This window comes from Vibrio nitrifigilis, assembly GCF_015686695.1.
GTDB lineage: Bacteria > Pseudomonadota > Gammaproteobacteria > Enterobacterales > Vibrionaceae > Vibrio > Vibrio nitrifigilis.
On sequence record NZ_JADPMR010000004.1, the window covers coordinates 17,546 to 33,455 of the forward strand.

The 15,910-nt window shown below is 43.1% G+C and carries 13 protein-coding genes; 5 read left to right on the forward strand and 8 right to left on the reverse strand.

The features are described from left to right. Positions 1-45 precede the first annotated feature (45 nt). Genes I1A42_RS16400 through I1A42_RS16425 form a run of 6 tightly spaced genes read right to left on the reverse strand, consistent with a single transcriptional unit; the run spans position 46 to position 6,997 of the window. On the reverse strand, positions 46-1,731 hold the full coding sequence (locus tag I1A42_RS16400; RefSeq protein ID WP_230389576.1) for a BatD family protein: 1,686 nt from the start codon (positions 1,729-1,731) through the stop codon (positions 46-48). Between the two features lie 2 nt (positions 1,732-1,733). Next, positions 1,734-3,671, reverse strand: a complete 1,938-nt coding sequence (locus I1A42_RS16405) for a VWA domain-containing protein (protein WP_196124091.1) — start codon at positions 3,669-3,671, stop codon at positions 1,734-1,736. Then, the gene (locus tag I1A42_RS16410; protein WP_196124092.1) at positions 3,664-4,632 is read right to left on the reverse strand and encodes a VWA domain-containing protein; all 969 of its coding nucleotides are present in this window, start codon (positions 4,630-4,632) and stop codon (positions 3,664-3,666) included. The genes I1A42_RS16405 and I1A42_RS16410 overlap by 8 nt, the downstream gene beginning before the upstream one ends. Then, positions 4,619-5,107: a DUF4381 domain-containing protein gene (locus I1A42_RS16415; RefSeq protein WP_161155998.1), complete on the reverse strand. Its 489-nt coding sequence runs from the start codon at positions 5,105-5,107 to the stop codon at positions 4,619-4,621. The genes I1A42_RS16410 and I1A42_RS16415 overlap by 14 nt, the downstream gene beginning before the upstream one ends. A 6-nt stretch (positions 5,108-5,113) precedes the next feature. Then, positions 5,114-6,031 carry a DUF58 domain-containing protein gene (locus tag I1A42_RS16420; RefSeq protein WP_161155996.1) on the reverse strand — a complete coding sequence of 306 codons (918 nt, stop codon included), beginning with the start codon at positions 6,029-6,031 and terminating at the stop codon, positions 5,114-5,116. Between the two features lie 9 nt (positions 6,032-6,040). Continuing rightward, the gene (locus I1A42_RS16425; protein WP_161155994.1) at positions 6,041-6,997 is read right to left on the reverse strand and encodes an AAA family ATPase; all 957 of its coding nucleotides are present in this window, start codon (positions 6,995-6,997) and stop codon (positions 6,041-6,043) included. Between the two features lie 601 nt (positions 6,998-7,598). Between I1A42_RS16425 and I1A42_RS16430 the strand changes: the two genes are divergently transcribed. Next, on the forward strand, positions 7,599-9,515 hold the full coding sequence (locus I1A42_RS16430; protein ID WP_161155992.1) for a methyl-accepting chemotaxis protein: 1,917 nt from the start codon (positions 7,599-7,601) through the stop codon (positions 9,513-9,515). A gap of 58 nt (positions 9,516-9,573) precedes the next feature. Then, positions 9,574-9,777 (forward strand): restriction endonuclease subunit S, encoded by a 204-nt coding sequence (locus I1A42_RS16435; protein WP_161155990.1) that lies wholly within the window; start codon positions 9,574-9,576, stop codon positions 9,775-9,777. Positions 9,778-9,831: 54 nt separating this feature from the next. On the opposite strand, the gene I1A42_RS16440 is transcribed toward I1A42_RS16435, so the two are convergent. After that, complete coding sequence (locus I1A42_RS16440; protein ID WP_196124093.1) at positions 9,832-10,848, reverse strand: arabinan endo-1,5-alpha-L-arabinosidase; 1,017 nt, start codon at positions 10,846-10,848, stop codon at positions 9,832-9,834. Between the two features lie 238 nt (positions 10,849-11,086). On the opposite strand from I1A42_RS16440, the gene I1A42_RS16445 reads away from it, so the two are divergent. Then, positions 11,087-11,530, forward strand: coding sequence for a hypothetical protein (locus I1A42_RS16445; protein WP_161155986.1), 444 nt, complete (start codon positions 11,087-11,089; stop codon positions 11,528-11,530). Here the strand turns inward: I1A42_RS16445 and I1A42_RS16450 are convergent. Continuing rightward, a complete protein-coding gene (locus I1A42_RS16450) occupies positions 11,527-12,189 on the reverse strand; it encodes a DsbA family oxidoreductase (RefSeq protein WP_161155984.1) in 663 nt (220 codons plus the stop codon). The genes I1A42_RS16445 and I1A42_RS16450 overlap by 4 nt on opposite strands. A gap of 364 nt (positions 12,190-12,553) precedes the next feature. Between I1A42_RS16450 and I1A42_RS16455 the strand changes: the two genes are divergently transcribed. Together I1A42_RS16455 and pepT are read left to right on the forward strand one after the other, a co-directional pair. Then, the gene (locus I1A42_RS16455; protein ID WP_196124094.1) at positions 12,554-13,906 is read left to right on the forward strand and encodes an alpha-amylase family glycosyl hydrolase; all 1,353 of its coding nucleotides are present in this window, start codon (positions 12,554-12,556) and stop codon (positions 13,904-13,906) included. A 619-nt stretch (positions 13,907-14,525) separates the two neighbouring features. Further along, positions 14,526-15,758: a peptidase T gene (gene pepT, locus I1A42_RS16460; protein ID WP_161155981.1), complete on the forward strand. Its 1,233-nt coding sequence runs from the start codon at positions 14,526-14,528 to the stop codon at positions 15,756-15,758. Positions 15,759-15,910: the final 152 nt, after the last annotated feature.

Sequence of the window (15,910 nt, forward strand, 5' to 3'; positions counted from 1 at the left end):
AGGCGGCTTTGGTCATCGTTAGTTAAATAACCTAACAAGTTAACGCTACAGCGGTGGCAGTTCACTTCCTTTCTGTTTGCGCCCTCGCTGTTTCTTTTGTTTGCGTTCGATGTGTTTAATGAAGTTAAGCAAGCTTGAACCATCTATAGTCGTGGTGCCATCATGGCGAGCATACAGTGCCGCGTCTAGTTGCGTTTTCTCCTGCTCTAATAGCACTTCATCTTCCGCCGTTAACACCATACTATGACGCCACGCATTAAGCGCTTTATTAATAGCAATGCCATCACGTCGTTGTATAGCTTGCTCTATGGTTAAGGCCTGAGCTGAGCGTGATGGAGAACCTTTGGTCGCTGATGGTGATTGCGCATTCGCTTCGTTTGGTTGTTGAGCTGCATTGGGTTGGCCATGACGTTTCCAATAAATGGCGAGTGCCAGTGTGACCATCCAAAGCAGGGCGAATGTTGCAGTTAGATAAGGCCAGTAGCCAGGATCCGTTTTGGTAATCACTTTGGCAGGCGTTTGTGGTTGTGGTGCTACGTTAGGCAGTGGTTGATCATCACTCGCTGCAGCTTGAAGAGACATACCATCAATCGTTGTGGTGCGTTCTTTTTTAGCACTGACATCCCACCAGTTGAGGGACACTTTCGGTAGTTCTATATTGCCCTTTTGACGTGGAATGATCACTTGTTTAAGTGTCATGACCACATCACCATTATCTGTGGTCTCAAAGTGTGGTTTTTCACTGTAGGCACGAACTGTATCCGGATTATTGATTTGGATATCAGGTAATTGGTTTTGCGATACACCCGCTACTTTTAACGTGATCTCACGGCTAATTGAGTCACCGACTTTAGTTTTGAACGTGTGAGTTTGAATAGGATTACCATGGCCGTCTTTCCACTGCTGAGAAAGGTTGAGCTTGCTAGTTGGAAGCCACACACCGTGGTAGTTGGCGGGCTTATTCTCCACGTGCATTTGATAGGTTTTCGGGTGTGTCTCTAGAGAAACAATACGCGTGCTGCCATCATAATCGTTGCCATAAATCATTGAGCCAGTAAATTTGGGCTCGGTAAGAGTGAAGTCTCCAGGTTTTTGCGCCGTGATCCGAAAATCTTGATCCACAACGGTGACTTGCATGCCGTTTTGTACCGATTGATATTGGTTTGGCTTACTCGCAGGTTTGAGTTCCATCCCGTTGACCTTTGGTGGTTCAATATCGGTATTTTGTAAGCGGCGGGTATCTGCTTTAACGATAAGACGAGCTTTAAGTAATGCACTTTCTCCCGGGTAAAGGGTGGTTCGGTTAAGGTGACTTTGTACTTCAACTAAATCATTCGTTGTTGGTGCATCACTATCTTTGGTGACTTGAATTGCGATCGATTGCGTCATTTTGCCATTTAGCTTGAAGCTTGGAATCGTCACAATACCAGTGCGTTTCGCTGCTAAAGATATCGTCCATTCAGATTTAGCGCTGCGGTCACCGTTAATGATAGTCACTGAGTGGCCAAAATTTGGACGCCCCATCATGAAGTTTTTTTGTAACACTGAAAAATCAATATCATCAGATGAGGCCTTCTCATCAGTCGTAATTTTCAGTTGGAACACTTCATTTTGCACAACATGGTTTTTACTCACAGTGGCGTAAAAACTGTCGGCATAGGCATTTAAGCTCATTAAGCTGAGCATCAAAAAAGACAGAAAAACGGATAAGCGTTGAATACGGGTTTTCATGGTTACCATTTCTTAGTTTGCGTATCTGGTTGGTCTTGATCCTGTGCTTGCAAATAGAGCTGAGCTCGTAACAGTTGACTTGGATCGCGAACACTTTCTACTTGTTCTAACTTACGTAATTCAGGGTCAACTTTTTTTGCATAACTGGGCTTGGCCGCAACAGCCTGTTGACTCTGTTTCTGTTTGTTATCTTGTTGCTTCGCTCTTGCTGCTTGAGCTTGCTTAGCTTGTTGATCTTGTTTCTGACCCGCAGATTTAGCTGAGTCGTTGTTATCTTGCGACTTGTTCGCTGATGCTTGCTGCTGCGACGCCTTATCTTTGTCTTGCGATTTCTTTTTTTCCGCAGGTTGAGATTGATTGTGGTTATCTTGCTGCGACTGTTTGTTGTTCGTCTTTGAAGAATCCTGTTGGGCAGATTTATCCTGATTTTTTTGACCCTGCTGATTGTCTTGTTTCTTTTGATCTTGGTGGCTTTTATCACCTTGGCTCTGGTTTTTATTATCAGAGTTTTTCTGATCATTAGAAGAGGGTTTATCCTGCTTGCTTTGTTGGTTTGATTGGTTTTTACCTTGTTGATTCTTCTGTTGTTGTTTTTGCTTTTTCTTAGCTTGTTCAACTACTTGCAAATTGTGTTTCGCATCTTTATTGGTTGGGTTGTGCGCCAATATCTGTTTATACAACTGTTCGGCTTTGTCTAACTGTTGTGCTTGTGCGTAAGCATTCGCTAAATTATATTGAGTGTCTTCATCGGGGTGCTTAACCTGAGATAGACTATCAATCGCACCTGAATAATCCCCTGCTTTATATTTGGCAATACCTTGCCATTTCGGGTCAGTAAACAGATTGGCAGCTTGCTTATACTCTTTATTTTTGAAAGCTTGATAGGCTTGCTGGTTTTTATTAAGAAATGGTGCAGCTTCAGCTTGTTGGGGCATCATCAGCAAAGGTAGTGTGACCAAAGCAAAGATAAAAATGACGCCGCGACGAAATAAGAGTAAGGCTGGAATCATAATAATAAAAACTAACCAATAACCGTTGTTGATCCGTTCTGTCACGGTACGAGTGCCGTTTTTTCCTTTTACGGCTTTCACTGCTTGAGTGTTTGCTAGAATGGTATCGACATCTTTACCATCTCCGCGATAGGGAACAAATACGCCGTTCACGGATTGAGTCAGGGCTCGCATGGTATCTAAATCGATCTTAGCCACGATAGTGTCGCCTTGACCGTTTTTCATTAGAGAGCCATCGGTTAACTGGATTGGTGCTCCTGATTTTGTCCCCATCGCTAAGACGGATAAATGCCAATGGGTACCGGATAATACGCTTTTAATTTGGCTGCTTTGGTCACTATCGATATCGTCCGTTAACAGCACAATGTCGCCTTTGGCCATGCCTGCATTTTCCATCATGGTGATGGCTTTTTTTACTCCTGCAACCACATTGGAGCCGGGGGCTGGCATGATCTCTGGCGATAGATTGGGCACTAAGTTTTTGATGGTTGATGCATCTGAGGTCATTGGACTGACAGTATAAGCGCCAGCAGCAAATGCAACTAATCCTGTGTAACCGTCATGCCAACCACTGAGTAGATCGAGCGCTTTGTAACGTTCTTGAGTTAAGCGGTTTGGGCTAACATCCGTCGCGTATTGCGACATCGACATATCCATGACTAACACGCGAGCACTACCATTGCTGTATGTTGGTCGCGCTTGTTTTTGAAAACTAGGACCGGCTAAAGCAATACAGGCTAACAGCCATGCCAATGATAAAACAGAAAGTATTGTGCTTTGCTTAGCCTGCGAACCGAGCCCCATTGCTTTCGCTAAGTGAGGTGCAATCAAGGTTTGCTGTTGATTACGTAGACGTAACCACAGTAAGAATGCGGCTAATGGAATGATTGCCAGCAGCCAGTAAGGGGTAAGAAAAACAAAATTAGACATGATTTCTCCTAACCACGAATAAAACGACAGACAAAACAAGAGCAATAGCGAGCGGTAAGCCAAACCATTCGGTTTGTGGGCGCCAAGTTTGCGTCGCTTTTTCTACAGGCTCTAATTGATTGATAGTGTCATAAATATTCTGTAAATCTTTGGCATCACGAGCTCGGAAATATTTGCCTCCAGTGATTGAAGCCACTTTTTTCAACGTTTTTTCATCCAAGTCTTTTGCGGTATCAACCGTTTGTGAACCGAAGAAGCTTTGTACGGTTAATTTACCGGCGCCAACACCGATGGTGTAAATGGTGGTGTGGTATTTTTTGGCAATATTCGCAGCTTCAATAGGGTCCATAACTCCAGAGTTGTTGCTACCGTCACTGAGTAGAATCATGACGCGTTGTGGTGCATCACCATCAATGAAGTTTTTGGTCGCAAGACCGATGCCTTCACCCATCGCGGTTTGAGTACCAATTAATTTCAATACGGCATGATTGATCTGTTCTTCTACCGTATGTAGATCAAAGGTCAGCGGTGTTTGCAGGTAAGCATGATCGGCAAAGTAAATCAGACCGAGGCGATCCCCTTTACGTTTAGCCACGAAATCTTTTAATACGTGTTTTACCGCAGTCAGTCGGTCGATATAATCATCCCCTTGCTGCATATCTTTTTGACTCATCGAATAGGATAAATCGACCACTAGCATCATATCGCGATGTTTAGGTGATACATTCACCGGCTCGCCGTACCATACAGGACGCGCTGCCGCGATAACTAAACAGACCCAAATAGCAACAGCTAACCCTTTGGCGAACATATGATTAGGCGCCGAGAGTTGGGCTTGTTGTGGGAGGTAGGGCAGCGAAATCGCTGTTTTCTGTTTTACCGAAGGTGCAAATTTATAAACGATAAATGGGAGAGGCAGTAGGCATAATGCCCACCACCATACTAACTCAATGTTTGCCAACGTTGACAGATCTCCGTTTTTTAGGCGGCAAAGCATCGTTTATCCATTGATAGCAATCTTCGATAAGAACGTTAGAATCGACAGTTGATTGCTTTTGATAGAGTGCCTGCTGCCACTGTGTTTCGTGAGGGACGAATAGCGGACGTCCCACTTGATCATCTAAAAAGGCGTACCAGTCTTTACCGGTAAGGTGTGCGATTTGTTCACGTGGGTAATAGCAAAAGGCTGCTTGGCGTAGTAGTTCTATCGCTGAAGACGGGGTTTGTAACCCAAGTGATGGGGTCAATAGGCGCAGTGCCGTTTTCTTCGGCGCTAGGCGTTTACGTTTCCAACGAACAACTAAAAGCACAATAATAATTACCACAACGATCGCGCCGATCGATGCCCACCATCCCCAAGCTAGGGGTAACCACGAAGGTACATCCGGAAGATGTAAATCACTAAGTTGTAGTGGTGTTGATGATTTTTCCTGCATATTTCCTTATCCAGCTAGTTGTTGTAGCAAAGGACCCTCACTAGAGAGTGAGTGGTACTCCATCTTCATTGATTGACACAGTAATTCTAGTTTTTCCTGATGAGATTCAAAGGCTTTTTTGATCCCATTACGAGTACTATTTAATGAAAAGTTGAGCCAGCGCGCTTGTTTTTGATCACTGACCAATTCTGTGCCGCGAAAAAGAGTTTGTCCTTGTTCTAGCGGATCATAAATATGGATAAGACGAATACGATTTCTCCGGTGTAATTGGTTAAAAAGGGGTTTTAGTTCGTCTTGGTAACGAACAAAATCACTGATTAATACAATATCGCTACCTTTTGGACACAACCGATTAAGCGCCAGCATACCTTGTTGCATGGAATCATATGCCGCCTCGCCAGCTTTTGTTAGGGCCTGTTCCTGTAACTGAGCAACTTGTGCGATAATTTGCAGTGGTCCTTTTTGCCGACTGGTCGGTTTGATTTCTACGACTTGTGAACCGGTATCAATCACCGCACCAATGCGGTCTTTTTCGGCAATGGCAAGCCAACTTAATAGGCTTGCCATGTGTGCGGCTTGTACGGCTTTAAACATGGCTGTGGAACCAAACTGCATACTCGAGCTTAAATCGATATACAGAATCACAGGTTTCTCACGCTCTTCGGTGAACAGCTTAGTGTGAGGTTTACCTGTACGGGCCGTCACGCGCCAGTCAATCGCTCGAATATCATCTCCAGGCTGATACTGACGAACTTCAGCAAAATCCATCCCACGGCCGAGTTGACGGCTTTGATGTTGACCAAGCAATTGAGACCACAAACTCTTTGCTGGTGGTAACCACTTACTCGTATGCTGCCGGTAGGGCAGCAACTCTTCAACCGTAATATGAACGCCATCTGCATGTGCGGGTAATGAGTAAGTCATAGTGACTCCTTAAGCACTACCTACAAGCGAAAGTAAGTGAGCGATCACTTGATTCGGATGCACATTTTCTGCCTGAGCTTGGTAAGAAAGTAATAAACGATGACGTAATACTGGGAAGATCATAGCTTGAATGTCTTCTGGGCTGACGAAGTCTCGACCTTTAAGCCAAGCATGGGCACGAGCACAGCGATCAAGTGCAATAGTGGCTCGTGGGCTGACTCCCATTTCGATCCATTCCGCCAGTTTTGTATCGTATTGCGCGGGTTTACGCGTTGCCATGACCAGGCGAATTAAATAGTTTTCAATCGATTCCGCCATATGAATATTGAGTACTTCTTGTCGGGCAGCAAAAATGCTTTGCTGTGAGACTCGTGGCGTATTTTGGGCGTGGTCGCCTTTGGCTTCACCGCGGTTTAAACGCAAAATAGCAAGCTCATGTTCCGCGTCAGGGTAATCCACATCTAGGTGCAATAAGAAACGGTCAAGCTGAGCTTCTGGTAAAGGGTAAGTCCCTTCTTGTTCAATTGGGTTTTGCGTCGCCATCACCAAAAACAGTTTAGGTAACGGATAGGTTTTTCTGCCCGCTGTAATCTGTTTCTCAGCCATTGCTTCTAGCATAGCGGCTTGAACCTTTGCTGGCGCACGGTTGATCTCATCGGCTAACACTAATGAATTGAAAATAGGGCCTGGCTGGAATTGAAATTCGCCTGTTTCAGGACGAAAGATATCCGTACCGGTTAAATCAGCCGGTAGCAAATCCGGAGTAAATTGGATTCGATGAAAATCCCCTTCAATACATTCGGCCAATGCTTTAACTGCACGTGTTTTAGCAAGACCTGGAGGGCCTTCAACCAAAATGTGCCCATCAGCGAGTAGGGCGACGAGTAATTGTTCAACTAAGCCTTCTTGACCGATCACTTGCTGATTTAAATAGTGCTGTAACGTTTGAAAGATTTCTGACTGCATAACATCCAAGTCTCTTTAGTTATTCAGCAGTTAGTGAGCTTATTGATGAAAAAGTTCCTCAAAAATTTACATTTATACACATTTAGCTGAAAAACTCGATTATCAGGGGACTTAGTGTTCGTTACCAAAGTGAATTCTCCCCATTAGACAATGTTTTGTTGCACTTTTGTAGTAACAAATAACCCTAAGTTATTGGTCAGGGTTTTACTGTTCAATTAGTGTCGTTATTCATATCAATTTGGCGATTAATTTTGTTGAGAAATAAAGTATCAAGGCCTTTGGAAGTCTGTGGTTTTTATGCGCTATAGGGAGGTAAAGCAAACGATTCAACAAATAAATAGATATGTAATCGTTTGTAGTGAAACTTTCTTGCTTAACTGGATAAACATTTGTCTTCAAGTCGTATACAATCTCGCGCTCGCTAGGGAATTAAATGGCTAAATTAGTAACTGCTTATTTGAGACCCCTAGGTTACAGATTTGTCACTCTTACAGAATGAACGTAAATGATGGTTCAGGGATGATTGGCTACAACGTTATTTATGTACCGTAAGTCGACCAAACAGATAAAAATATTCGCCAAATTTTAGAGGCACGAGTACATGTTCTTGTTGCATAAGATAAGTATTAAACAAAAAGTGATCATCGGTATTGCTCTCGCAGTACTGGCTTCCACTATGGTGGTTGGATTGATTGCACAACGTCAAACACATGATGTGTTACGTCATCGCTTGGTCGATGTCGAACTACCTTCTCTCCTTGGCCAAATCAGCCATCGAGTTGATAGTCAGGTTTCCCAGCTATTGAACGCTGCTCATCAACTTGCCAACAGTGAATACGCTAAGCAAGCGATTCGCAATGATAAACTCGATTCAGCTTCTGAAACGATGTTAGTTAAAGAGCTAAATAATGTGCGCGCTCAATATGATTTGAATGATGCATCGATTGCGAATCGACACAATGCGAACTACTGGAACCAGAATGGTTTTCTGCGTAAGTTAAACCATCAGCAAGATGGGTGGTTTTACAGTTTTGTTCAGTCCAATAACCCAACCATGGTAAGCATGTTCCAAGAAGCGAATGGACAAGTAAAAATGTTTGCTAACTATCAATCGGTGGGGGGCGATACATTGTCTGGCGTATCGAAATCAATGGATGACATGGTGAGTTTTCTCAATAGTTTCCATATTGAAAAGTCGGGTTATGTGTATTTAACCAATGCGCAAGGTGAAGTACAAATTCATCGAGACCAAACTAAGTCACATAAAACATTACGTGATTTCTATGGTACTCAAGCAAGTGAGTTGTTGAATAAACAAGGTTTCAACTTGATAGAAACTCAAACTAACGGCAAAGAGGTGTTCGTTGGGAGTTTGTACGTGAAGTCGATGGATTGGTTTGTTGTGGGGACTGTGCCGGTAAGTGAAGTGTTTGCTAGCGTGAATAACGTTACCCATCGCATTTTGATCTTTACTGTGATTGTGGCTGTAATCTTTATTCTTGGTGGAATTTGGTTAGCCAACAGTATCGTAAACCCAATCCGCCAACTTGCTCAGCGTTTTACTGATTTAGGCCAAGGCGATGGGGATTTATCGCAACGTATTGAAATCAACAGTGACGATGAGATTGCTCAGCTGTCGAAAGGCTTTAATGGCTTTATCGAGAAAATTCATCGTTCCATGCGTGAAGTGGCGGAAACCAGTGGTGCTTTACAACAAGCGGCACAGCGTGTTGCTGAGAAAGCGTCGTCAACCCACGACAACAGTCAAGAACAGCGTGATCAAACATTGCAAGTGGTTGCCGCTATCAATGAAATGGGCGCAACCATTAGTGAAATTGCGTCTAATGCGTCAACGGCAGCACAGACGGCCACAGAAGCATCGGATAACACCGACTCCGGCCGTGATGTGGTCAACAAGGCGAAGAACGTCATTGATCGCTTAGCAAATGATATGGAAAGTACCGGCACAGTGGTGCAGCAATTAGCTGCGACAACTCAAGACATCGGTAAGATTTTGGATGTTATTCGCGAAGTCTCTGAGCAAACGAACTTACTCGCACTTAATGCCGCGATTGAAGCAGCTCGTGCTGGTGAGCAAGGTCGGGGGTTTGCGGTTGTCGCAGATGAAGTGCGTAACCTAGCTGGTCGTACCGCATCATCAACCGACGAAATTCAGGTGATGATTAATAAACTACAATCTAATGCTAAAGATGCCGTAGAAGCGATGGAAGCGGGTCGCATCGTGACACTTGATGGGGTGCAAGCCTCTGATGAAGCGGTGCAGGTGTTGGTCAGTATTTCAGAGCGTATTCATGATATATCAGACCGAAACATTCAAGTGGCGACCGCAACAGAAGAACAGTCTACCGTTGTACATACCATTAATATGAACATCGAAGAGATCAATTCGATTAATAAGATGACCACAACAACGGCGGAAGAATTAGCGGAGGCGAGTCATGATCTGAATGACCTGTCTAGCCGATTAGACCGTATGGTTGGTACCTTCAAGCTCTAGTATCTCGTCAGGGAGTTGGGTAAACTTCCTGACAGAATAAATCAATTAGGTATCTCTCATGAGTGATTTTGAAAAAGAACTAGAAATGATGTCGCAAGACGTGAATGCTGACGAGCCAGAAGTAAAGCTGCCATCTATTGAAGATCAAAAAGCGGTTGTGGCTGAGCTTAAAAAATTGGAAGCAGAAGGTAAACTGACACCTGAAGTGTTAGAAGAATACTTCGGTCAGTTTTACGCGAAATCAGACCGCACTGTTCATTAATCCGTAAAGCAAGATAAACAGTAAGGCTGCCATGAGGCAGCCTTACTTTTTTAGTTACTTTTCTAATACAGTGGTGTTTTTATTCAGGTTAGCAGGATTGACAGTTGGCCAATTATTTTTCCAATGGATTTGTAAAATACGCAATTTTTGTAGCGCATTATCTGCGGTTTCATAAGCGTGGAATACCATGTAATCCTTGCCATTAAAGGTGTAAGCCGCATTGTGACCTAAAGCGACCCAATCTTTATTTCCTTTCAATACGAGTGTTCCTCCACCTTGCATCATCGATTTACCTTCTTTATCGACGTATGGGCCTTGGATATTTTTACTGCGGCCAACACGAATGTTATAGGTACTATCCATGCCTCGACAACATAAATCAAATGAAACGAACAAATAGTAGTAGCCATTTTTTTTGAAGATGAAAGGAGCTTCTATTGCACCATCTCCAGCTTGTTTCCCATCAGTCAGAGTAGTGGAAGGGCGTCGGGCTAGGTTATACCATTCTTGAGGTTCGGCAATACGAGTCAAACTTGGATCCAATTTTACCAATTTTAACCCATGCCAGAATGAGCCAAATGCCATCCAAGGTGTCCCTTGATCATCAAATGCAACGGCTGGATCAATGGCGTTCCATTCATCTCGATTCGGGATTGATTGTAGAACGACGCCTTGGTCAACCCACTGGGCGTCTTTAGATTTAGGATCGAGAGTTTTCGTCACGGTAACCCCAATCCCTGACGTATTTTTGCCAAAGGCTGAAGCTGAATAGTAAAGATAAAATTTGCCATTATGATGAATGATATCAGGAGCCCAAAGGTGGCCATTAAATCCTGGAGCAACACGTGGAGCCCAACTGGGTTTATCTTTGAATACCCGGCCCACCAGTTGCCAATGCTTCATATCTTGTGAGGAATAGTAGGTGATCCCCGGTCCAGTACTAAAGGCGTAATAGGTATTCCCTTCTTTTGCCATTACTGGATCATGAACTTCAACTTGTTTGGCTTGTAGGTTAGCACTAAACGTAGCGACTAACCCTGCTGATAACAGCCATGTGAGAGACCTTTTCATTATTATTTCCCAATTATTTTTTAGGTAGAGTAAAAATTAGTAAAACGCTGTTTTACTACTCTAATGAAATTTGTACTTCAATAGTGAGATCTTGCTTGGGTCTATATAAAAATGGTGAATTTAACTTAACCACTTTCATATGAGTGAAGAGATTGAAAACATAGTTGGGTGGATAAAGCGATCCTGTCTTATTCTGTAGAGAGTAAGATAATCGATTAACCTTGACTAAGGAGTGACTATGAGCCGATGGAAATACAGTGTCACTTTAGCGGCATTATTTGCAAGCACAGCCATAGCTCAATCTGAACGCTGGGAAGACAATCGTATTGATTCCAATTTTGGCGGTGCGATTCAGGCGGTCATATTTGCCAATGCATCTGGAGATAAAAGTGTTGGGATTGTGTTTCCCTCTGAAGAATGTTTAGGATTTGATCAAGAGATTTATAAAGCGCCAGAATATTTGGTGAATGGTGAAAGTATGAGCTTTTTTGCTCAGTGTATTGGTTTAGGAGTAAGAATCGATTTTCCCGCCACAAACCAAGGGCTTAAATATATTATTAACCAGTTTCAATCAAAGCCACAGGTCATCTATGCCCAAGATGGTGTTCAAGTTATTTTCCAAACAGTCGGGTTTTCTAAAGCTTATAAGGAGTATGGCTCACCCGCTTTAGACATTATCTAGTGAGTATGTTTTTTCGGGGGAAGGGTCGTAATCTGGCGCAGTTGCTGATAAAGAGACTCTTCACTTTGTGCTCCAGATATCAAATGGTGCTGGTCGACAATAAGAGTCGGTACAGAGGAGATCCCTGCTTGTAACCACTGCTGTTCTATTTGGGCAACCGTATTAGACCAAGACGGCTTATTAATGACTTGAGAGCATATGTCTTGTTCAAGGCCTAATTCTTTCGCTAATGCGATCAATACTTGATGGTCATCCAGTGCTCGGTGATGTTTGAAATAAGCCTCGAACAAAGCCAAAGCCATGTCCGTTTGTTTGTGCTGTAATAAAGACCACTGTAACAGCTGATGCGCATGTCGAGTGTTATAGATAGACATGCTTTCTGGAAATGAAAGCTCCAGCCCCGACATTTTACCTGTTTCAATCACTTTATTGAGCGTTTGTTCTACTTGTGTGGCAGACATTTTATATTTGCGCATTAAATGTTCGCGTAAATTTTCACCCTTCAAATTCATGGTTGGGTTCAATTCATAAGGATGCCAAAACAGTTCAACGGTTATGTCTGAATCTAACTGACTTATTACATGCTTTAATCGTACGTAAGCGATGAATGACCAAGGACACACAAAGTCGGCCACAATGTCTATTCTAAGCGAGCGCATTTGATTCCTGTTGTTTATCTGTCATTTCCCCTCCACGTTAACTTATGATATTTAGTTACTAATAATTTGATTGGTAAAGCTGATGTATACTTTAGTCACTCACTTTAGGGTAGCGATGATTGTGTCTTGACTCCATTACTCATTGGTCGAGATGTGACCCGCCCCAAAACAGCAATGAGATAACTCTCACTGGCAGGTGATGTATTCACTGGGCGTTATTACACATGGTTTAGTCTGTTAACCGTTAATCTGATGAGCCATGCTGACGCGTTCAATCAAAGTGAAATAAATGAATAGGAAAGGCCGAAAGCTACGCCTTCAACTGTGATTTTAATTAGCTTTCGTACAACAAGGAGTTGCTGTTATGACATGCCAGCCAACCGATGTGATCTTGCATACCTTCGATTGGCCTTATGCTCTTATCTCTGAGAGAGCTGAAGCCATTTATCGCGCTGGGTATCGGTCAGTGCTTATTTCTCCACCGATGAAATCCTTCAAACAGGAAATGGGCACCCCTTGGTGGCAACGTTATCAACCACAAGATTATCGAGTGATTGATAATCAACTCGGCAATACCGAATCTTTAACTCAAATGGTCGCAATATTAGATCATTACGATATCCACGTTTATGCGGATATTGTGTTTAATCACATGGCGAACGAATCGTCTTTACGCCTTGATTTACAGTATCCTAGCGCAAGTGATTTAGCCGATTATAAGCAAAATGAAGCTTATTTTGAGCGGAAGAAGCTGTTTGGCGATCTTTCCGAACCACTTTTTACTGAGCAGGACTTTGTCGAAGCATTCGGTATTAAAGATTGGAAAGATAAATGGGAAGTGCAAAATGGTCGTATTACAGGAGGGCCTAAGGATAAGGGGCTTCCTACATTGCGCGATAACGATCATGTGATTAACCAGCAACGCCAGTTTCTGCAAGCGTTGAAACGTATTGGTATCAAGGGGTTTCGCATTGATGCGGCTAAGCATTTATCGCTAGAGCATATTAGGCGAGTCTGGAGTGATGACATTGTTCACGATATGCACATATTTGGCGAAATCATTACAGATGGAGGCGCAACTCGCCAAGAATATCAGCTCTTTCTACAGCCTTACTTAGAGCAAACTCGACTTGGTGCTTATGACTTTCCTCTGTTTCAAACGGTATACAATGCATTCGCCTGCCAAGGGAGTTTAACGACCTTAGTTGATCCGTATAGCTTTGGTGAAGCGTTGTCAAAAGAGCGCGCGGTGACTTTTGCGATAACACACGATGTCCCCAATAATGATGCCTTTCGTGGACAAGTTATGGACGAAGTTGCTGAAAGTCTCGCATACTCATATCTATTGGGGCGAGATGGCGGCGTGCCACTCATTTACAGTGATTTAGATACAAGTGGCATTAAGAACCGTGAAGGTAAACCAAGATGGAAAAACGTCTGGCAAGATAAAGCCATGGCTGCGCGTATCGAGTTTCATAATCGGATGCATGGTTTAAGTATGAATCCGATTCTCGCGACAGATAATGTCTTGATATTTACCCGTGGTGATCAAGGCGCAGTCAGCATCAATAAATCATCACACTCTTTTACTATCAACCTGAACTTCCCTGTCGATTTGATCGACATATTAACTGGAGAGCGTTTTGTTTCAGATAGGGGGCAAGTGACGATAAATACTCCAGGAAGGGCAAGTCGAATGCTTCTGTGCGACAGGTAAAAAAATCCGCAGCGTATGCTGCGGAAAACCTAGACAGTGGTTCCTTTGACAGGAAAGTATGTTATGCAAAAGTGTGGAAAATTAAAGGTGGCATAACGAGTGGAATATTGTGAGTAACTGCTTGAAAGGTGCCTCATGGACCTACTCAGAGTAGGCGCCATGAGGCTTGACGTTGCTAGTAATTGTTATTTGGTGGTTTTATCCAACTCCAGAACAATTGACTACTTATTCTTTTATCTGGTTGCAGCGCAGGAAATCAACGATGATCTAACCCTAGTTGGTTAGATGACGACATGCAAAGCACATTTTTATGAAAACGAATCTTTTCGTTACAGTCTGTGAGTTAGATTTAACTCTCAATGCAACAGTGTCTGATTTTGTATTGCTGTGAGGAAAACGGATCTCAATTTTTTGTTTCATATCAACTGATTGTTAATCCGATGCACCTTAGAAACAGCAATCCATTGAGCCTTGGTTTTTAATTCAATAAAAACTGATTTATAGCAAACTATATTCGGTGGGAATGGGTAGTATGGACAATATTGAGCTGCTAGACGGCATTGTTTCAGCTGAGGAGTGTTCCCCCAAGCTGCAGTTAGACTGAACATGAGTGCATGTAATGGAAAATTTAGTTGAGCGTTTTTTACGCTACGTCACGTTTGATACCCAATCCAAGCCGAAGAACCATCATTGTCCTAGTTCTACAGGGCAAAAGGTTTTCGCTAAAGCGCTCTATGAAGAATTGTGTGAATTTGGATTAAGTGATACGAGTATTGATGACCGTTGTTATGTGATGGCGAAGCTGAAATCCAATGTACCCTATGATGTGCCAGCGATAGGGTTTATTTCTCATATGGATACTGCGCCGGATGCATCGGGGAAAAATGTTAAGCCGCAGATCGTAGAAAACTATCAGGGGGGCGATATTGCACTTGGCAAAGGTGATGAAGTGCTATCACCTATTCAATACCCTGAACTGCATACATTACATGGCTGTAATCTCATCACTACTGATGGTACTACGCTGCTAGGTTCTGACGATAAAGCAGGTATTGCCGAAATTATGAGTGCAATTCAATTTCTTCAAGCTCATCCGGAAATACCGCATGGTGATATTTGTATTGGGTTTACTCCCGACGAAGAAATTGGCCGTGGTGCTAATCATTTTGATGTTGAAAAATTTGGTGCTCAATGGGCCTATACCGTCGATGGTGGGCCGGTTGGTGAATTGGAATATGAGAACTTTAATGGTTCGACTGCTCAAGTGATTTGTAACGGGGTCAGTGTTCACCCAGGCACAGCGAAAGGTAAATTAGTGAACTCGATGTACATCGCGGCGCAATTTATCGAGCAGATGCCAACCGAAATGAGACCGGAACAAACCCAAGGTTACGAGGGATTTATCCATTTAACAGCCGCTAAAATGGGGGTGGCTAAATCAGAACTTACCTACTTTATTCGGGATTTTGAAACACAAGGTTTGGCAGATAAAAAAGCTCTCCTTGAGCAGAAAGTGGCAGAGCTTAATAAGTCATTACGCAAAGGTTCTGTTGAAGTGACGATTACCGATAGTTATCAAAACATGCGCGAAAAAATTGAGCCGTATCCACATATTATCGAAATTGCCAAACTAGCGATGGAAGAGTGTGATGTGGAACCACTGATTAAACCTGTTCGCGGTGGTACAGATGGTGCGCGCTTATCATTCATGGGATTACCATGTCCGAATATCTTTACTGGAGGATATAATTTCCATGGTATTCATGAGTTTGCAACGATTGAAGGCATGGAACAAGCGGCTAAAGTTATCGTGAAAATTGCCGAAAAAACCGCACTGCGTTATCAATCTTAATCCTCTATTATTTCTCTCTTACTGATCTGCTTTCAGGGGTTAGCGAGTCAGTAAGGGAGTCTCCCTCTTTCGCTTTTATATTCCTCATTGACTATCTTGAGTTGAGCGACTTGTATAATTAACTAGCAAACCTTTGACGTGACACGCGCTTT